16 protein-coding genes are annotated in these 16,962 nt (G+C 74.1%); 8 read left to right on the forward strand and 8 right to left on the reverse strand.

Annotation, left to right across the window (positions count from 1 at the left end; translation table 11 throughout):
- Positions 1-88 precede the first annotated feature (88 nt).
- Together ACQZ2A_RS06000 and ACQZ2A_RS06005 are read left to right on the forward strand one after the other, a co-directional pair.
- Entirely contained in the window at positions 89-1,243 is a 1,155-nt protein-coding gene (locus tag ACQZ2A_RS06000; protein WP_430208336.1) for an acyl-CoA dehydrogenase family protein, read from the forward strand.
- Positions 1,244-1,302: 59 nt separating this feature from the next.
- Positions 1,303-1,764 (forward strand): hypothetical protein, encoded by a 462-nt coding sequence (locus ACQZ2A_RS06005; RefSeq protein WP_430208337.1) that lies wholly within the window; start codon positions 1,303-1,305, stop codon positions 1,762-1,764.
- A 145-nt stretch (positions 1,765-1,909) separates the two neighbouring features.
- On the opposite strand, the gene ACQZ2A_RS06010 is transcribed toward ACQZ2A_RS06005, so the two are convergent.
- The 3 genes from ACQZ2A_RS06010 to gabT all read right to left on the reverse strand — a co-directional run bounded on the left by ACQZ2A_RS06010 (position 1,910) and on the right by gabT (position 5,540).
- Positions 1,910-3,265, reverse strand: a complete 1,356-nt coding sequence (locus ACQZ2A_RS06010; RefSeq protein ID WP_430208340.1) for an MFS transporter — start codon at positions 3,263-3,265, stop codon at positions 1,910-1,912.
- Positions 3,266-3,399: 134 nt separating this feature from the next.
- Positions 3,400-4,203 (reverse strand): SDR family NAD(P)-dependent oxidoreductase, encoded by an 804-nt coding sequence (locus ACQZ2A_RS06015; RefSeq protein ID WP_430208342.1) that lies wholly within the window; start codon positions 4,201-4,203, stop codon positions 3,400-3,402.
- 2 nt (positions 4,204-4,205) lie between these two features.
- A complete protein-coding gene (gabT, locus tag ACQZ2A_RS06020) occupies positions 4,206-5,540 on the reverse strand; it encodes a 4-aminobutyrate--2-oxoglutarate transaminase (RefSeq protein ID WP_430208345.1) in 1,335 nt (444 codons plus the stop codon).
- Positions 5,541-5,684: 144 nt separating this feature from the next.
- On the opposite strand from gabT, the gene ACQZ2A_RS06025 reads away from it, so the two are divergent.
- Positions 5,685-5,957 carry a DUF7218 family protein gene (locus ACQZ2A_RS06025; protein WP_430208348.1) on the forward strand — a complete coding sequence of 91 codons (273 nt, stop codon included), beginning with the start codon at positions 5,685-5,687 and terminating at the stop codon, positions 5,955-5,957.
- Positions 5,958-6,173: 216 nt separating this feature from the next.
- The gene (locus ACQZ2A_RS06030; RefSeq protein WP_430208351.1) at positions 6,174-6,863 is read left to right on the forward strand and encodes a response regulator transcription factor; all 690 of its coding nucleotides are present in this window, start codon (positions 6,174-6,176) and stop codon (positions 6,861-6,863) included.
- Here ACQZ2A_RS06030 and ACQZ2A_RS06035 read toward each other — a convergent pair.
- Entirely contained in the window at positions 6,832-8,211 is a 1,380-nt protein-coding gene (locus ACQZ2A_RS06035; RefSeq protein ID WP_430208353.1) for a sensor histidine kinase, read from the reverse strand. The two genes, ACQZ2A_RS06030 and ACQZ2A_RS06035, sit on opposite strands and share 32 nt — an antisense overlap.
- Before the next feature lie 54 nt (positions 8,212-8,265).
- Between ACQZ2A_RS06035 and ACQZ2A_RS06040 the strand changes: the two genes are divergently transcribed.
- The gene (locus tag ACQZ2A_RS06040; RefSeq protein ID WP_430208355.1) at positions 8,266-9,270 is read left to right on the forward strand and encodes an aldose epimerase family protein; all 1,005 of its coding nucleotides are present in this window, start codon (positions 8,266-8,268) and stop codon (positions 9,268-9,270) included.
- A 158-nt stretch (positions 9,271-9,428) separates the two neighbouring features.
- Here the strand turns inward: ACQZ2A_RS06040 and ACQZ2A_RS06045 are convergent, their stop codons facing one another.
- The 3 genes from ACQZ2A_RS06045 to ACQZ2A_RS06055 form a co-directional block, all read right to left on the reverse strand.
- Positions 9,429-10,322 (reverse strand): NAD(P)-dependent oxidoreductase, encoded by an 894-nt coding sequence (locus ACQZ2A_RS06045; RefSeq protein WP_430208358.1) that lies wholly within the window; start codon positions 10,320-10,322, stop codon positions 9,429-9,431.
- Between the two features lie 67 nt (positions 10,323-10,389).
- The gene (locus ACQZ2A_RS06050; protein ID WP_430208360.1) at positions 10,390-11,445 is read right to left on the reverse strand and encodes a 2,3-butanediol dehydrogenase; all 1,056 of its coding nucleotides are present in this window, start codon (positions 11,443-11,445) and stop codon (positions 10,390-10,392) included.
- Positions 11,442-13,274 carry a flavin-containing monooxygenase gene (locus ACQZ2A_RS06055; protein WP_430208362.1) on the reverse strand — a complete coding sequence of 611 codons (1,833 nt, stop codon included), beginning with the start codon at positions 13,272-13,274 and terminating at the stop codon, positions 11,442-11,444. Before ACQZ2A_RS06055 ends, ACQZ2A_RS06050 begins: the two co-directional genes overlap by 4 nt.
- A 188-nt stretch (positions 13,275-13,462) precedes the next feature.
- Between ACQZ2A_RS06055 and ACQZ2A_RS06060 the strand changes: the two genes are divergently transcribed.
- From ACQZ2A_RS06060 to ACQZ2A_RS06070, 3 genes are all read left to right on the forward strand, one after another.
- Entirely contained in the window at positions 13,463-14,671 is a 1,209-nt protein-coding gene (locus ACQZ2A_RS06060; protein ID WP_430208364.1) for a GAF domain-containing protein, read from the forward strand.
- Between the two features lie 138 nt (positions 14,672-14,809).
- A complete protein-coding gene (locus ACQZ2A_RS06065; protein ID WP_430208366.1) occupies positions 14,810-15,178 on the forward strand; it encodes a peptidase inhibitor family I36 protein in 369 nt (122 codons plus the stop codon).
- 58 nt (positions 15,179-15,236) lie between these two features.
- Positions 15,237-16,193, forward strand: a complete 957-nt coding sequence (locus ACQZ2A_RS06070; protein ID WP_430208368.1) for an alpha/beta hydrolase — start codon at positions 15,237-15,239, stop codon at positions 16,191-16,193.
- A gap of 19 nt (positions 16,194-16,212) precedes the next feature.
- Here ACQZ2A_RS06070 and ACQZ2A_RS06075 read toward each other — a convergent pair whose 3' ends face one another.
- Positions 16,213-16,953, reverse strand: a complete 741-nt coding sequence (locus ACQZ2A_RS06075) for a ferredoxin reductase (RefSeq protein WP_430208370.1) — start codon at positions 16,951-16,953, stop codon at positions 16,213-16,215.
- Between the last annotated feature and the right edge of the window lie 9 nt (positions 16,954-16,962).

Raw genomic sequence — 16,962 nt, forward strand, 5'->3', positions numbered from 1 at the left:
CGGGTGTCCTCAGGTACTAGGCGGTTGGTACTAGTTCGGTCGGGCCGGGGTTTTGTTGGACGTCCAAGCACCTCGTTACCCTCGGGGCATGGCTGCGACGAGGCTGATGCCGACCGAGGAGGGGCGGGACCTCATCGAGCTGACCCGCGAGATCTGCGCCAAGGAGCTGCGGCCGCGGGTCGACGACGCCGAGCGCGCGGCCGCCACCGGTGAGCAGTTCCCCACCGAGGTCTTCCGCACGCTCGGCGAGGCCGGCCTGCTCTCCCTCCCCCACCCCGAGGAGCACGGCGGCTACGGCCAGCCCTACGAGGTCTACCTCCAGGTCGTCGAGGAGATCGCCTCGGCGTGGATGAGCGTGGCCGTCGGGGTCTCCGTGCACTCGCTGACCGCCTACCCCGTCACCGCCTTCGGCACGGCCGAGCAGCAGGCGGCCCTCCTGCCCGGGATGCTCTCTGGCTCCCAGCTGGGGGCCTACTGCCTCTCGGAACCGTTGGCGGGCAGCGACATCGCCTCGATGACCACGCGCGCCACCCGCGACGGCGACTCCTACGTGCTGCGCGGCCGCAAGGCCTGGATCAGCCACGCCGGCCACGCCGACTACTACACGACCTTCGCCCGCACCTCCGACGACGGCGGCCGCGGGCTGTCCTGCCTCGTCGTCCCCGCCGACGCCGAGGGCATCACCTTCGGTGCGCCCGAGAAGAAGATGGGCCTGCACTGCGACACCGTGCGCGAGGTGATGTTCGACGACGTGCGCGTCGCCGCCGACCGGCTCATCGGCGACGAGGGTCAGGGCATGGCCATCGCGCTCTCCGCCCTCGACGCCGGCCGGCTCGGCATCGCCGCCGCCTCCACCGGGCTGGCCCAGGGCGCCCTCGACCTCGCCGCCTCCTACGCCAAGGAGCGCAAGCAGTTCGGCCGCGCCATCGGCGAGTTCCAGGGGCTGTCGTTCCTGCTCGCCGACATGGAGGCCGCGGTCACCAGCGCCCGGGCCACCTACCTGCACGCGGCCCGGCTCAAGGACGCGGGGCAGGCCTTCAGCAAGGAGGCGGCGGTCGCCAAGCTCGTCGCCACCGACGCCGCGATGCGGGTCACCACGGACGCCGTCCAGGTGCTCGGCGGGGCCGGGTACACCCAGGACTTCCCGGCCGAGCGGTTCATGCGCGAGGCCAAGGTGACCCAGATCTTCGAGGGCACCAACCAGATCCAGCGCCTCGTCATCGGCCGTCACGTCCTGCGCTGACCCGGGAACCCCGACCGGCCCCGGCACGTCCCACGGGCACCCCCTGCGGAAGGAACACCGTGCGCACCCGCCTGACCGTCACCGCCGCCCTCGCCGCCCTGGCCCTCGCCGGGTGCGGCTCCACGAGCAGCACCGCCGGCTCCTCGCCGAGCTCGCCGGACCCCGTGCCCACCGCGTCCTCGCCCTCGGCGACGCCGCCGAAGCTGCCGTCGTCCTCCCCCACCGTCCCGCCGCCGGTCGACGACGCCATCCCGGAAGGGCTCGCGCAGCGCCCCGCGGTGAAGGCCGCGCTCGCCGACGCCGCCGGCCGTGCGGGCATCGTGGCCACGTCGGTGCAGGTGGCCGGGTACGAGCAGGTCGAGTGGGCCGACGGCTCGCTCGGCTGCCCGCAGCCGGGGATGTCCTACACGCAGATGACCGTCCAGGGCGAGCGCCTGGTGCTCTCGGACGGCCAGCGGAGGATGGAGTACCACGCCCGGCTCGGCGGCGACTTCACGTACTGCGCGACGCCGGGGCGCTGACCGTCCCGGCCACGGACGTGGCCGGACCGGGCCATCTCATACGTGGCCCGGTCCGTGGACAACGGTAGGCAGCACGGCGCCGCACCGGGGGGTTCGACACGCGGCGGGCACGTGAACGTCGAGGAAACCCGGGGCCCCGGTCCGGTCAGCCCGGCCGGTCGTCGAGGTCGCGGGAGATGCCGGGGAGCAGCGTCTCGCCCCGGCGCAGCGCCTCGAGCGCCTCGGGGTTCACGGCGTCGATGTGCTCCAGGCTCTTGCGGCGGTAGCGCACCAGCTGGACGACGCCGACGCCCCAGAAGAGGAACTGCACCGACATCGCGAGGCGGAAGTCGGCCAGCGTGTAGTCCTCCGGTCCGCCCGGCGCGAGGCGGTCGAGGACGACGCCGATCAGGGCGATGGCCAGCAGGGACGCCGTGAACCCGCCGACGTTGACCACCCCGGTGGCCCGGCCGAGCCGCGAGGACGGGTGGAAGGTGCGGGCCAGGTCGAAGCCGACCATCGAGCCGGGGCCGCCCACGGCGGTGACGACGGCGAGGAGCACCAGCACCCAGCCCGGTGCCGGCCCCGGCCAGAGCAGGACGACCGCCCACGACGTCGCGATGACGGCGACGATGCCGAGGACCAGCTGCGAGCGCCGGTACGGCAGACGGGCGGTGAACGTGGCGATGACCGGCCCGGCCGCCATCGCCGTGAAGGTCATGACGACGAGGACGAGCGAGGCGTCCCGCTCCGACATCCCCTCGCTGAGCAGGAACGGGTAGCCCCAGAGCATGGTGAAGACGGTCGCGCCGAACTGGGAGGTGAAGTGCACCCAGAGCCCCAGCCGGGTGCCGGGGTTGCCCCACACCTCGGCGAGGGTCCGGGCCAGCGCGCGCACCTTGATCCGCTCGACGGCCTCGCCGCGGTACGGGGAGTCCTTGACGACGAGGACGAGCGCGACGGTGAGCACGAGCCCGATGCCGCCCGCCGTCGCGAACGAGCGGGTCCAGCCGTAGGTCGAGAGAGCGGCGGCGAGCGGGGTGGCGGCCACCACCGCCCCGAGCTGGCCGACCATGCCGGAGAGCTGGGTGACGAAGGGCGCCTGCTTGACGCGGAACCACACCGCGACCAGGCGGAGCAGCGAGGTGAAGACCATCGCGTCGCCGGCGCCGAGCATCACGCGGGCGGCCAGGCCCACGGGGAAGGAGCCGGCGACCGCGAACCACAGCTGGCCCGCCGACATGAGCACCAGCCCGGTGAGCAGCAGGCGCTTGGAGCCGAACCGGTCGAGGAGGACGCCGACCGGGATCTGCATCGCCGCGTAGACGGTCAGCTGGACCACGGTGAAGGTCGAGAGCTGGGCCGCGGAGATGTCGAAGCGCTCGGCCGCGAGCAGGCCGGCGACGCCCAGCGAGGTGCGGTGGAAGACGGCGAGGACGTAGACCGACAGCGCCACGGACCAGATGGCCCAGGCCCGGCGCTTGCCGATGGTGTGCACCTGGCGGAGCACGGGGCGGGTCACGGAGGCGATTCTACGAGCGCCGGGAGCCTCGGCCGTCCGCCGTCCGCCAGCCCGAGCCCCTCCCTTCGAGTCGAGTGCGGAGGTGGTCGCCCCGGCAGCCACCTCCGCACTCGACGGCGCATGGTTGGGGGTGTTCAGCGGGGCAGGCGCTCCTCGGCCACGCCGTTGCCGCCGTCGACGACGAGCAGCTGCCCGGTGACGTACGCCGCGCCGGGGCTCGCGAGGAAGGCGACGGCGGCGGCCACCTCGGCGGGCGTCCCCGAGCGCCCGGCCGGCACGAGGTGGCCCTCGCGCTCCTCGGACGGCGTCTGCGACCCGGTGGCGACCCACCCGGGCGCGACCGCGTTCGCGGTGATGCCGTGCCGCGCCTCGTCGACCGCCACCGCCCGCGCCAGTCCGACCAGCCCGGCCTTGGCCGCGGCGTACGCGACGTCGGAGCGCAGCGCCATGACCGGGCCGGCCGTCGAGGAGACCATCACGATGCGCCCGGAACCGCTGCGGCGCACGTGCGGCAGCGCGGCGCGGGTCACGAGGTAGGCGGTGTCGAGGTTGCGCGCGATCGAGGCCGACCACCGGTCGGGCGGCGTGCCCTCGAGGTCGCCCTGCAGGTAGTCACCGCCCGAGGCGACCGACACCATCCCTGCGTTGTTGACGAGGACGTCGAGCCCGCCGCCGAGTTCGAGCGCCGCCGCCACGGCCGCCGATGCGCCGGCCTCGGTCGTCAGGTCGGCGACGGCCCCGGCGGCCTCGTGGCCCTCGGCCCGCAGCTCGGCGGCCCGCTCGTGAGCGCGGTCGGTGGTCGCCCCGAGGACGACCCGCGCGCCGCACTCGGCGAGCAGGCGTGCGCACGCCATCCCGATGCCGCTCGGCGACCCGGCACCGGTGACGAGCGCGGTGCGCCCCGAGAGGTCGAACGCGGCGGGGAGGGAGGGGGCCACGCTCAGGCCAGCGCCGCGCCCATCGACTCCTCGAGGACGTCCATCGCCTCGTGGAGCAGGTCGTCACCGATGGAGAGCGGCGGCAGGAAGCGGAAGACGTTGCCGTAGGTGCCGCAGGTGAGCGTGACGACGCCGCGCTCGTGGCAGCCCTTGTTGACCGCGCCGGCGAGCGCCGCCGCGGGCTCCTTGGTGGCCGGGTCGGTGACGAGCTCCATCGCCATCATCGCGCCGCGGCCGCGGACCTCGCCGATCTCGGGGTGCTTCTCGGCGAGCGAGCCGAGCCGGTCGCCGAGGATCTTGCCGATGCTGCGCGCCCGGCCGGCGAGGTCGTCGACCTCCATCGACTCGATGCTCGCGAGCGCCGCGGCGCAGGCCACCGGGTTGCCGCCGTAGGTGCCGCCGAGGCCACCGCCGTGCACGGCGTCCATCAGGTCGGCGCGGCCGGTGACTCCGGCGAGCGGCATCCCGCCGGCGATGCCCTTGGCGGTCGTGATGAGGTCGGGGACGACGCCCTCGTGGTCGCTGGCGAACCAGTCACCGGTGCGGCAGAACCCGGACTGCACCTCGTCGGCGACGAAGACGATGCCGTGCTCACGGCAGTACTCGGCCAGGCCGGGCAGGAAGCCCTCCGGCGGGACGATGAAACCGCCCTCGCCCTGGATCGGCTCGATGACGACGGCGGCGGTGTTCTCCTCGCCGACCTGCGCGTGGATCATGTCGGTCACCGTGCGCAGCGCCTCCTCGGCGCAGCGCTCGGGGCCGCCGGCCCATCGGTACGGGTAGGCCATCGGCACGCGGTAGACCTCGGGGGCGAACGGCCCGAAGCGGTGCTTGTAGGGCATGTTCTTCGCGGTCATGCCCATCGTGAGGTTCGTGCGGCCGTGGTAGCCGTGCTCGAAGACGACGACGGCCTGGCGACCGGTGGCGTGCCGGGCGATCTTCACGGCGTTCTCGACGGCCTCGGCACCGGAGTTGAACAGCGCCGAGCGCTTCTCGTGGTCGCCGGGCGTGAGCTGGTTGAGCTTCTCGCACACCCCGAGGTACGGCTCGTAGGGCGTGACCATGAAGCAGGTGTGCGTGAACCGGGCGATCTGCTCGGTGACGGCGTCGACGACCCGCTGGTTGCCGTTGCCGACGGTCGTCACGGCGATGCCGGAGCCGAGGTCGATCAGCTGGTTGCCGTCGACGTCGCGGATGATGCCGCCCGCGCCCTCGGTGACGTAGACCGGCAGGCCGGTGCCCACGCCGGAGGCGACCGCGGCGCTCTTGCGGGCCTGGAGCTCCTGGGAGCGCGGGCCGGGGATGGCGGTCGCGAGGATCCGCTGCTGCTCGATCATGGCGGCATCCTAACCGCGCGAAATCCCCGCCGAAAGCGGCGGAATCCGTCGTCCCACGGGCCGTCGAGGCCCCGATCCGCGCCGGGAGCGTGGCCTGGTCGGGGACGGGGTAGGACCGACGCACCACCGACGAAGGAGGCGGCCGTGCCCGCACGCAAGGACCCCGGCCCCTCGGTCAAGGACGCCGAGCTCTACGAGAGGCTCCGTGACGAGGGCAACAGCAAGGAGAAGTCGGCGCGCATCGCCAACGCCGCCGCGAACAGCTCGCGCTCGGCCGTCGGGCGTCGCGGGGGCCGCTCCGAGGCCTACGAGGAGTGGACCAAGGACGAGCTGATGCGGCGCGCCCGCGAGATCGGGATCGACGGGCGGTCCTCGATGACCAAGGCCGAGCTCGTGGAGGCGCTGCGCTCGCACTGACCCCCGGCCAGACCGGGACCCCTCGTGACCTGCGACGACGCCGCCCGCGGGACAACGAGAGGCGCCCGAGAGCTGCGTGCAGGGGGGTCGCAGCTCCCGGGCGCCGGCTCGGGGTCACCATCCGCCCGTGGGGCGGTCCATGACACGAGTATCGTACCCGACGGGGACCCGTGGTCGGTCCCGCAGTGACGACGAGGCGGGAAGGCGGGAGACGGCGTGAGGCTCCTGCTCGTCGAGGACGAACGCCCCCTGGCCGCGGCCCTGGACGACGCGCTGCGCGAGGCCGGCTGGGTCGTCGACCTCTGCGAGGACGGCCGTGAGGGGCTGCGGATGGGCGTGGTCGGCCAGTACGACGTCGTCGTCCTCGACATCATGCTGCCGGGGATGAACGGCTACGACGTCCTCAAGCACCTGCGCGAGCACAAGGTGTGGACCCCCGTCCTGATGCTCACCGCCAAGGACGGCGAGTTCGACCAGACCGACGCCTTCGAGCTCGGCGCCGACGACTACGTGACCAAGCCCTTCAGCACGCCGGTCCTCCTGGCCCGGCTCCAGGCGCTCGCCCGGCGCGGGGCTCCCGAGCGCCCGGTCGCCCTGACCGCCGGCCCGCTGAGCCTGGACCCCACCACCCGCCGGGTCACCCGCGAGGGCCGCGAGATCCAGCTGACCGCCCGCGAGTACGCACTGCTGCACCACCTGATGCGCAAGGCCGGCCTGGTGCAGAGCAAGGCCGAGATCCTCGAGAACGTCTGGGACTCGGACTACCCCGGCGCCGACAACGTCGTCGAGGTCTACATCGGGTACCTGCGCCGGAAGGTCGACACCCCCTTCGACGTCAAGGTCATCGAGACCGTGCGGGGTCTGGGCTACCGGCTCAACCCGCTGGAGGTCCCGCCGGGAGCCTGACGGCGAACCGGCACCACCCCTCGGGGCTCTCGGTGGCCTGCACCGTGCCGTCGTGCGCGGCCACCACCTCGGCGACGATCGCGAGGCCCAGCCCCGTGCCACCGGTGCCGCGGGTCCGGGAGTCGTCCAGCCGCACGAAGCGACCGAAGACGCGCTCCCGGTCGCGCGGGTCGATCGGGGGGCCGTCGTTGTCGACGGTCAGCACCGCCTCCTCCCCCTCGTGGGCCAGCCGCACGCGCACGACCTCGGTCATGTGCCGCTCGGCGTTCTCGAGGAGGTTGCGCACGACGCGCCCCAGCCGCGCCGGGTCGGCGTCGAGGCGCACCGGCTCGACCGCGACGGAGACGGGCATCCCCCGGGCGCGCAGCGCGCCGGTCTCGGCGAGCACGACGTCGTCGAGGTCGACCTCGGTGCGGTGCAGGACCATCGCGTGCTCGTCGGCCGAGGCGAGGGTCAGGAGGTCCTCGACGAGCACCGCGAGCCGGTCGACCTCCGCCGAGGCGCGGGCCGAGACGCTGGCGCGCTCGGGGGGCGGGCGCTCCTCGGCGAGCCGGTCGAGCAGGACCCGGATGGTGGCCAGCGGGCTGCGCAGCTCGTGGCCGGCGTCCGCGACGAACGCGCGCCGCGAGGCGTCGGCGTGCTCCATCCGGTCCAGGAGGTGGTTCATCGTCTCGGCGAGGCGGGCCAGCTCGTCGCGCCCCGCGGGCACCTCGAGCGCCGGTCCCGGCCGCGGGGGCGCCCCGGAGGAGGTGATCGCCTCGACCTGGTCGCGCATCCGCTCCACGGGCCGCAGCGCCTGGCCGACGGCGAACGTCGTCACCGAGCCGAGCAGGGCGATCAGGCCGACCGCCCCGATGAAGGCGAACTCGGTGGACTGCCCGAGAGCGGCCGCCTCCACCCGGGTCGGCACCCCGACGAGCAGCGTGTAGTGCGTGCCCTCGGGGTCGACGGCGTCGGCGACCGCGACGACGTAGGACCCCGGCCGCTGCCCCGGCAGGTCCTCGACGGACCCGATCCGGACCTGCGAGCCCTCGACCTCGGGCCGCACGAGCGGCGACGTGGGCGCCCCACCGGTCGCCGCCACCACCTCACCGGTGCGCGGTTCGACGACCTGGAGGATGCGCGTGCCGCCGGCGACGGCGTGCGTGGCGATGAGGTCGCTGACGCCGTTGACCGCGAGGCCGGCCCGCAGCTCGAGGACCTCGGCCTCGGCGACGTCGCGGGCGGAGGCCTCGAGGACCTGGTTGAGCGAGATGTACACCAGCCCGGCGAGGGCGGCGCTGATGAGCAGGACCACCGGCATCGTCAGGGCGAGGATGCGGCTCCTCAGACCCAGCCGGACGCGCATGCGGCGAGTCTAGGCCGGGGCCGCGCGGGCGACCCGGTGGGCGAGGATGGGGCGATGACACCGCCGCCCCGCTCGTTCGTCCTCCGCTCCGGGGGGCTGGCCCTCGAGGTCCTCACCTCCGGGGCGTCGGTGCGCCGCCTCGTGGTCGACGACGGACGCCCCGGCGAGGACCCGGTCGACGTCGTCCTCGGCCACGCGGACCCCGCGACCTACGTGGGTGGGGGCGGCTACCTCGGCGCGACCGTCGGTCGGTTCACCAACCGCCTCGCGGGCGGCACGGCGACGGTCGACGGGGTGGCCGTGCAGGTGCCGGCGAACGACGGACCGAACGCGCTGCACGGTGGCCCGGAGGGCTTCGACGCGCGCGAGTGGGAGGTGCTCGACGACGGCCCGGCGCACCTGCTGCTCGGGCTGACCAGCCCCGACGGCGACCAGGGGCTGCCCGGCGAGGTCGTGGCGCGGGCGCGGTACACGCTGCGCGAGAACGAGGTCGAGGTCTCGTACGAGGCGACGACCACGCGTACCACGCTGCTCGGCCTCACCAACCACTCCTACTTCCATCTCGACGGCGAGGGCTCCGGCGACGTCCTCGACCACACGCTCGAGGTGGCGGCCTCGGCGTACACGCCGGTGGGTGACGGTCTCGTGCCGACCGGCGAGGTGGCCCCGGTCGCCGGCACCCCCCTCGACCTCCGGGCCGGTCCGCACATCGGCGACGTGCTGGCCCGGGAGTCCGAGCAGCTCGGGCTCGCCGGGGGCATCGACCACCACTTCGTCGTGGACGGCGACGGGATGCGCCGGGCCGCGGTGCTCACCGGGCGTTCGGGGCGGCGGCTCGAGGTGCACACCGACCGGCCGGGGGTGCAGGTCTACACGGGCGCCCACTTCGACGGCAGCGTCGTCGGGCTCGGCGGGCGCCCCTACGACCGGGCGGCCGGGGTGGCGCTGGAGACGCAGGGCTTCCCGGACGCGCCGCACCATCCGGCGTTCCCGTCGGCCGTCGTCCGGCCGGGTGAGGTGTTCTCCTCCCGCACCCTCTGGCGCCTCGGCCGGGCCTGACCCGCGGCAACGGCCCGGTTCCCGCCGAGTCGAGTGCGTCCGTGGTCGCCACAGCGACCACTTCCGCACTCGACCGACGCACTGCTTGAGTCGAGTGCGGAAACGGCTGCCCTGACGACCGCTTCCGCACTCGACCCGAGGACGGGGGTGGGATGGGGTCAGGGGAAGACGGTGCGGACGGCGGCCATGTCGTCGCCGCCGTGGCCCTGCCCGGAGGCCTCGGCGAACAGCTCGTGGACGGCGTGCAGCAGCCCCGTCGGGAACCCCTCGGCCGCGGCGGCCTCCACCATCAGCCCGACGTCCTTGACGACGCCGTCGACGGCGAAGGAGGTGGACCAGTCGCCGGCGAGCATCGCGCCGCCCTTGACCTTCGCGTACGGCGCGAAGACCGGGCCGCCGTCGATGGCCTCGAGGAAGAGCGCCGGGTCGACGCCGAGGGTCTGCGCGAGCGCGAGGGACTGCGCCGTGCCGGCGGTGAGGAGGGCGACCCAGGCGTTGCACGCCAGCTTGAGGGCGCTGGCCGCCCCGACCTCGTCACCCGCCACGACCGCGCGCGAGCCGATGGCCTCGAGCACGGGAGCGACCTTCTGCCGCAACGCCTCCGGCCCGGACAGGAGCACCACGAGGGCTCCCTCCTCGGCGGGCTTGCGCGTGCCGAGCACCGGCGCGTCGAGCACCCGGTCACCCCCGACCTCCGCGACCCGGGCCGCCCCCTCGACCCCGACCGTGCCGCACTGGAGCCAGGTGGCGCCAGGGGCCGCCGCCACGACCTCGCGGCCGACGGCCAGGGTGGCCTCGGTGTCGAAGAGCATCGTCACGACGACCTCGGCGCCGTCGACGGCCTCGGCCACCGACCGGGCCACCGTCACGCCGTCGTCCGCCAACGGCTCGGCCCGCTCCGCGGTGCGGTTCCACGCCCGCACCTCGTGGCCGGCCCGTCGCAGCGAGCGCGCCATCCCGGCGCCCATGATCCCCGTCCCCAGCACCGCGACCCGCACGTCGTCCTCCTCCGCTCGTGGCGGCGCCGACCGGCCGGCGGCGCCGTCGTCCACCCTGCCACCGTGCACGCTCCCGCGGCCGGGGAGGGACCGGCCGCGGGAGCGTGTGGTCAGGGGTGGGTCACGGGTGGACGAGGATCTTGACGTTCTCCTCCTTGTTGTCGACGAGCTGGCGGAAGCCCTGCTCGACGATGTCGCCGAGGTCGATCCGCCCGGTGATGAACTGGTACGGGTCGACCTTGCCGTCGCGGACCATCGCGATCGTCGCCGGGTGGTCGTCGCAGTAGGCGAGGCTGCCGAGGACGTCGACCTCGCGGAAGACGAGGTCGTTCATCGCGACGGAGGCCTCGTGGCCCCAGATCGCGACGTTCACGCAGCGGCCACCGGCCCTGGTCGAGCGGATGGCCGTCGCGAGCACCTGGTCGATGCCGGCGCACTCGAAGGACACGTCGGCGCCGCGGCCGGCGGTGACCTCCATGACGGCCTCCACGACGTCGGCGTCACGCGGATCAACGACGTGGTCGGCGCCGGCGACGACGGCCTTCTCCTTCCGCGCCCGCGCCGGCTCGACGACGACGACCTCCTCGACGCCGACCGCCTTGAGGCAGGCGGTCGTCACGAGCCCGATGGGTCCGGCGCCGAAGACCAGCGCGGAGTGCTGCGGCTGCGCGCCCGAGAGCCGGACCGCGTGGTACGCCACGGCCAGCGGTTCGATGAGCGCGCCGACGTCCGTGCCGAGCTCACCCAGGGGATGGACCCAGCGCCGCTCGGCGACGACGAACTGGCTGAAGCCGCCTCCCTGTCCCGAGAGGCCGACGAAACCCAGTGTCGCGCAGACGTTGTAGCGACCCTGCTGGCACGCGTCGCAGCGCCCGCAGATGATGTACGGCTCCACCACGACCCGGTCGCCGACGGCGAGGTCGGTGACGCCCTCGCCGAGCTCGGCGACGACGCCGGCGAACTCGTGGCCGAGGGTGATGGGTGCCGACTCGCCGGTCAGCGGGTGCGGCGCCTCGGCCGTCGGCGCGAAGATCGGCCCGTCGAGGTACTCGTGCAGGTCGGTGCCGCAGATGCCGCACCACTCGACCTCGACCTTGACGGTGCCCGGCCGGGTAGCCGGCTCGGGGACGTCGTCGATGCGGATGTCACCACGGGCGTGGAAGCGGGCGGCCCTCATGACGTGTGGTGCACCTCCTGGAGCCGGTACACCGGGGTGTCGATGCCGTGGAAGCGGGCCGCCAGCTGGAGGGCCAGGTAGAGCGAGTAGTGCCGCGACTGGTGGAGGTTGCCGCCGTGCATCCAGAGGTTCGGCACCTGCGTCGGCTTCCACATGTTGCGCTGCTCGCCCTCCCACGGGCCGGGGTCCTTGGTGGTGTCGGAGCCGAGGCCCCACACCTTGCCCAGCCGGTCGGCGGTCTCCTGGTCGATGAGGTCGGCGACCCAGCCGTTCATCGAGCTGTAGCCGGTGGCGAGGACGACGAGGTCGGCAGGTAGCTCGGTGCCGTCGTCGAGCACCACGGCGTCCTCGGTGAGCCGGACGACCTGGCCGTGCGCCAGCTTGACGTCGCCGTTCGCCACGAGGTCGGCCGCGCCGACGTCGATGTAGTAGCCGGAGCCGCGCCGCAGGTACTTCATGAACAGGCCCGAGCCGTCGTCGCCCCAGTCCAGCCAGAAGCCGGCCTTCTCGAGCCGGTCGTAGAAGTCGTGGTCGACCTCGGCCATCTTCTCGTAGGCGGGGATCTGGAACTCGTGGAGGATCCGGTACGGCAGCGAGGCGAAGATGAGGTCCGCCTTCTCGGTGGTCACCCCCGCGTCGAGCGCGCGCTCCGAGTAGAGGTCACCCAGGCCGTACTCCATCAGGCTGTCGGACTTGACGATGTGCGTCGAGCTCCGCTGCACCATCGTGACGTCGACGTCGTTCTCCCACAGGGCACCACAGATGTCGAAGGCGCTGTTGTTGCTCCCGATGACGACCGCCCTCTTGCCGCGGTAGGCATCGGGTCCGGGGTGGCGCGAGGAGTGGTGGAGGTCGCCGCGGAACACGTCGGCGCCCTCGATCTCCGGCATCCGGGGCTTGCCGCTCATCCCCGTGGCGAAGACGAGCTGGGTCGGGCGCAGCGTGAGGGGCTGGCCCTCCTTCTCGACCTCGACCACCCAGTGGCCGGCCTCCTCGTTCCACGTCGCGCTCTTCGCCTCGGTGCTCGACCAGTACGGCACCTCCATGACGTTGACGTAGGACTCCAGCCAGTCGCCGATCTTGTCCTTCGGCGCGAACACGGGCCAGTTGTCGGGGAACTTGAGGTACGGCAGGTGGTCGTACCAGACCGGGTCGTGGAGGCAGAGCGACTTGTACCGGCCGCGCCACTGGTCACCGGGGCGCGGGTGCTTGTCGACGACCAGCGCCGGCACGCCCATCTGGCGCAGGCGCGACCCCATCGCGATGCCGCCCTGCCCGCCGCCGACGACCAGCACGTACGGCTGGGTGGTCGAGCCGAGCGACTCGGCCTCGGCCTGGCGGCGCTCCTTCCACGTCGTGCGCTCCTTGCTCGAGCCGTGCTCGGCGCCGGCCGGCCGACGGGTGCGCCGCGGCTCCTCGTGGCCCGTGAGCTCGTCGAGGGTCGTGAGGAGCGTCCACGCCTTGTCGGCGCCGTCCTCCTCCTTCAGGCGGAGCAGGCCGGTGCCCCGGCCCACGGCGGTCTCGAAGGTGAACCAGGCGGTCACCACGCCGCCGTCCTCGGTGGCGGGCTCGCTCGTCGCGAACGCGCGTGGGGCGGTGCGCTCGAGGGTCGCGCCCAGCAGGTCGCGCACGCCGTCGGGGTCCTCGACGGTCGTCAGGTTCCAGGTGAAGGAGACGAGGTCGCGCCAGAAGCTCTGCGCGGCGAACATCCCGGCGGCCCGCTCGACGTCGCCGGCGGTCAGCGCCTCCTCGAACGCGGAGAGCCACGCGTCGGCGCGGTGGGGGGCCGAGCCCTCCTCGGTCGCGGGTCGCTCCAGGGTGTCGGTCATCGGCTGCTCCTTCGCGGCAGGCGGGACGTCGTCGTCCCGCGCTCCCGGTCAGGACACCCTGCGGCGGGTCCGGCGGGGAAGGGTTGCAGCGCGTTGCACTGCCCGGTCGCACGGGGCGGGGCGCGGGGCGGCGGGCTACATTGGCGGGGTCGTCCGGGGCCGCTCCCCCGGGCGGTGAGGAGTCGACGATGACGCCGTACCGCGCCGGCAGTGCCGTCGTGCCGGGCACCGACCTCGGGCAGCACGCCCGGGCGCTGCGCCGCGTCCATGACGCCGTGATGGGTGGCGCCGCCCCTCCCGCGCCGCTGCGGCCCCTCGTCTCCCGGTCCTGGACCCGCGTCATCGGCTTCGGCCTGGACCCCACGCACGCCAACGCCCGCGACCCGCTGCCGTGGGCCGAGGTCGAGCGGCGGCGCCACCACTCACCGCTGGCGCTGGTCATCGACGAGATCCGCTCGGTGCTGACGTCGGTGGCCGACGCCTCGCGCTTCATCGTCGTCGTCACCGACGCCGACGGCGTCATCCTCTGGCGGGAGGGGTCGGCGGCGGTGCTGCGGAAGGCCGACGGGCTCGGGTTCACCGAGGGCGCCACCTGGACCGAGGACCACGTCGGGACCAACGCCATCGGCACCGCGCTCGCGGAACAGGCTCCGGTGCAGCTGTTCTCGGCCGAGCACTTCGAGGAGGGGCAGCACCCCTGGTACTGCACGGCCTCCCCGGTGCACGATCCCCGGACGGGGGCGCTGCTCGGTGTCGTCGACGTCTCGGGCCCGGCCCTGACGCTGCACCCGGCGCTCATCGCCCTCGTCGACACCGCCACCAAGCTCGCCGAGGCCCGGCTCTGGCGCCACCACGAGCAGTCCCTCCAGCGGCTGCGGCGCTCCGCCGAGCACGTCCTCGCGACGACCAGCGGTCCGGTGCTCCTCGTCGACGACGACGGCTGGGTCGCGCACTACAGCGGCGTGCTCGTCCGCGACCGCATCGCGGCGCCACGTCCCGACCGCCCGCTCACCGTGCCCGGCCTCGGGCTGTGCCTGCCGGAGCGGCTCGGCGAGGGCTGGCTGGTGCGCCCCGACGAGCGCCGCACGACGCTCACCGCGCGGCTCGTCACGGTCGGTGGCGAGGCGGTGCTCGAGGTGTCGGGGTCCGCCGACGGCGGGGCCGGTTGGCGGGCCTCGCTCACCCCCCGGCACGCCGCCGTCCTGCGGCTGCTGGCCGGCGCCGGTGCCGACGGGATGAGCGCCGCCGCCCTCAGCCGGGCGCTGTTCGGCGACGAGGAGCACCAGGTGACCGTGCGGGCCGAGGTCAGCCGGCTGCGCCGGGTCGTCGGCGCCCTCGTCGCGGCCGCGCCCTACCGGGTGGCCGAGGGCGTGCACCTCACCTGCGACCCCGCCTGACCGTCCTCCGACGCCTCCCGGTCCCTGAGGCCCTGACCGGGCGCTCCTCGCCGCGCCGGACCGGACGAACCGCGTTAGCGTGAAGACGTACCGACACCGGTACAGGGGAATCATCACCACGACACAAGGGGAATCTGCATGCGCCACAAGCTTCTCGGAGCCGCTGCCACCATCGGGGCGATCGGCATGGTCGTCGCGGCGGCACCGACCGCCTCCGCCGCCACGGGGTACGCCCGCTGCCCGGACAACCGCATGTGCGTGTTCACCGGGCCGAACGGCTCCGGCGCCATCGGCATCTTCGCCAACGGCGACGTGAACCTCGCCGACGGCACCGGGCCCACCGGGCTGAACAACAACATCGAGAGCATGCGCAACCGCACGTCCGGCAGCTGGTGCTTCTACAAGGACACCAGCTACAACGGGTACGTCTGGCGCGGTGGCCCGGGCGGTGGCGCGAACACCATCCCGGCCGCGACCAACGTCATCAGCTCCCTCAAGCGCTGCTGACCGACCTCCTCCTCGCCCGGGCGGCCGGTATCGTGCCCGGGCGAGGACGGGAGGCCCGATGACCGCCGCACCACGCAGCCCCACCGGGGCGTGGACCTGGCTCGTCCGGGCTGTGGCCGCCGCCGCCGTCCTGGTCGTCGGGTGGGTGGCCACGACGGCGTGGGAGGCGGTGCTGCACGCGCATCCCGCCTACCCCGTGCTCCTCGCCCTCACGGTTGCCGGTGCCGGGGTCGCCGGGTGGCGGTCGCGGCGACCGCGCGCCCGGCCCGGCCGGTGGCGCACGGTCGGCCGGGTCGTCCTGCTCCTCGTCGGCATCCTCTGGGTCGCGGCCGTCGCGTGGTTGCGGCCCTTCGGCGCGGTGCAGCCGGCCCTCGACGCGATGCGCTCCGACCGGACCGTCGCCGTCACCGAGTCCCCGACACGGATCACCTTCTCCCCCAGGTCGACTGCGAGCGATGTCGGCCTCCTCTTCCAGCCCGGCGCACGGGTCGACGCCCGCGCGTACGCCGCGGTCCTGCGCCCGCTCGCCGAGGCCGGGCACCCCGTCGTCGTCGTCAAGCAGCCTCTGGGCATCGGCTTCCTCGCCACGTCCGCCCTCGACGGCGCCCGCGCGGAGCATCCGGAGGTCACCCGGTGGGTGGTCGGCGGCCACTCGCTCGGCGGGACCGTCGCCGCCCTGGAGGCGGACGCCGCCGACGACGACGCCACCGCGCCTGCGGCCGGCCTCCTCCTGTTCGCCTCCTACCCGGCGAGCGACGTCAGCCGCAGCCTCACCGCCGCGGTGGCCTCGGTCTCCGGGACCCGGGACGGGCTCGCGACGCCGGCGGACATCGCCGCATCGCGGGCGCTGCTGCCGCCGGGGACGGTCTTCACGGTCGTCGAGGGCGGGTCGCACGCACAGTTCGGTGACTACGGCGCCCAGCCGGGCGACGGGACGGCCACCCTCGACCACGACGAGGCCCGGCGCCAGATCTCCGCGGCGGCGCTCGCCCTCCTCGACTCCCTCGACCGGTGACGCCCGGCGGCATCCTCCGTCAGGACGACGGGCCGAAGCGCTCGGTGCGGATGGCGCCCGAGTCGTGCCCCTTGTCGAGGAGGATGCGGGTCGCGGTCTCGACGAACCCCGACGGCCCGCAGCAGTAGACGTGCGGCGGGACGTCGAAGGCGTCGACCCCGGGCAGGTCCTCGGGACGCAGCCGCCCCGGTGCGCGGGTGTCGTCCGGCAGTCCGCCGCGCGAGTAGAGCCGGTCGATGCGCAGGCCCGGGCTGGTCAGCGAGAGGGCGTGCAGCTCGTTCGTGTAGAAGACGTGGTCCGGGGTGCGGGCGCTGTAGACGAGGTGGAACGGGGTCGTGGTGCGGGTGCGCTGGCGCTCGCGGAGCATCGCCATGAGCGGGACCACGCCCGAACCGCCCGCGACCAGGAGCACCGGCTCGGGCATCTCCGCGCTCCAGCGGAACCAGCCGCCGATGGGGCCGCGGACCTCGAGCCGGTCACCGGCCCGGGCCTCCTCGACGACCCACGGCGAGACCTCGCCGTCCCCGACGAGCTGCACGGTGAGCACGAGGCGGTCGGGCTCGGGGGCCGAGGCGACCGAGTAGGTGCGGGTGGCGGTGTAGCCGTCCGCGGCGGTGAGCCGGACGTCGACGTGCTGGCCGGCGTCGTGCCCGGGCCAGCCGGGGACGTCGAGGGTGACGGTGCGGGCGGTGCGGGTCTCGAGCCAGGCGTCGTCGACGGTCGCGACGCGCCAGGGCATGGGCTGCGGTGCGGTGCTCATCGAGGGACC

Source organism: Phycicoccus avicenniae, assembly GCF_050496545.1.
Taxonomy (GTDB): Bacteria; Actinomycetota; Actinomycetes; order Actinomycetales; family Dermatophilaceae; genus Phycicoccus; species Phycicoccus avicenniae_A.

Coding starts and splice junctions, on each gene's coding strand:
- ACQZ2A_RS06050 (WP_430208360.1), bottom strand. CDS start 11,445: ATGAGGGCCGCCCGCTTCCACGCCCGTGGTGACATCCGCATCGACGAC.
- ACQZ2A_RS06055 (WP_430208362.1), bottom strand. CDS start 13,274: ATGACCGACACCCTGGAGCGACCCGCGACCGAGGAGGGCTCGGCCCCC.
- ACQZ2A_RS06000 (WP_430208336.1), top strand. CDS start 89: ATGGCTGCGACGAGGCTGATGCCGACCGAGGAGGGGCGGGACCTCATC.
- ACQZ2A_RS06075 (WP_430208370.1), bottom strand. CDS start 16,953: ATGAGCACCGCACCGCAGCCCATGCCCTGGCGCGTCGCGACCGTCGAC.
- ACQZ2A_RS06070 (WP_430208368.1), top strand. CDS start 15,237: ATGACCGCCGCACCACGCAGCCCCACCGGGGCGTGGACCTGGCTCGTC.
- ACQZ2A_RS06035 (WP_430208353.1), bottom strand. CDS start 8,211: ATGCGCGTCCGGCTGGGTCTGAGGAGCCGCATCCTCGCCCTGACGATG.
- ACQZ2A_RS06060 (WP_430208364.1), top strand. CDS start 13,463: ATGACGCCGTACCGCGCCGGCAGTGCCGTCGTGCCGGGCACCGACCTC.
- ACQZ2A_RS06040 (WP_430208355.1), top strand. CDS start 8,266: ATGACACCGCCGCCCCGCTCGTTCGTCCTCCGCTCCGGGGGGCTGGCC.
- gabT (WP_430208345.1), bottom strand. CDS start 5,540: ATGATCGAGCAGCAGCGGATCCTCGCGACCGCCATCCCCGGCCCGCGC.
- ACQZ2A_RS06065 (WP_430208366.1), top strand. CDS start 14,810: ATGCGCCACAAGCTTCTCGGAGCCGCTGCCACCATCGGGGCGATCGGC.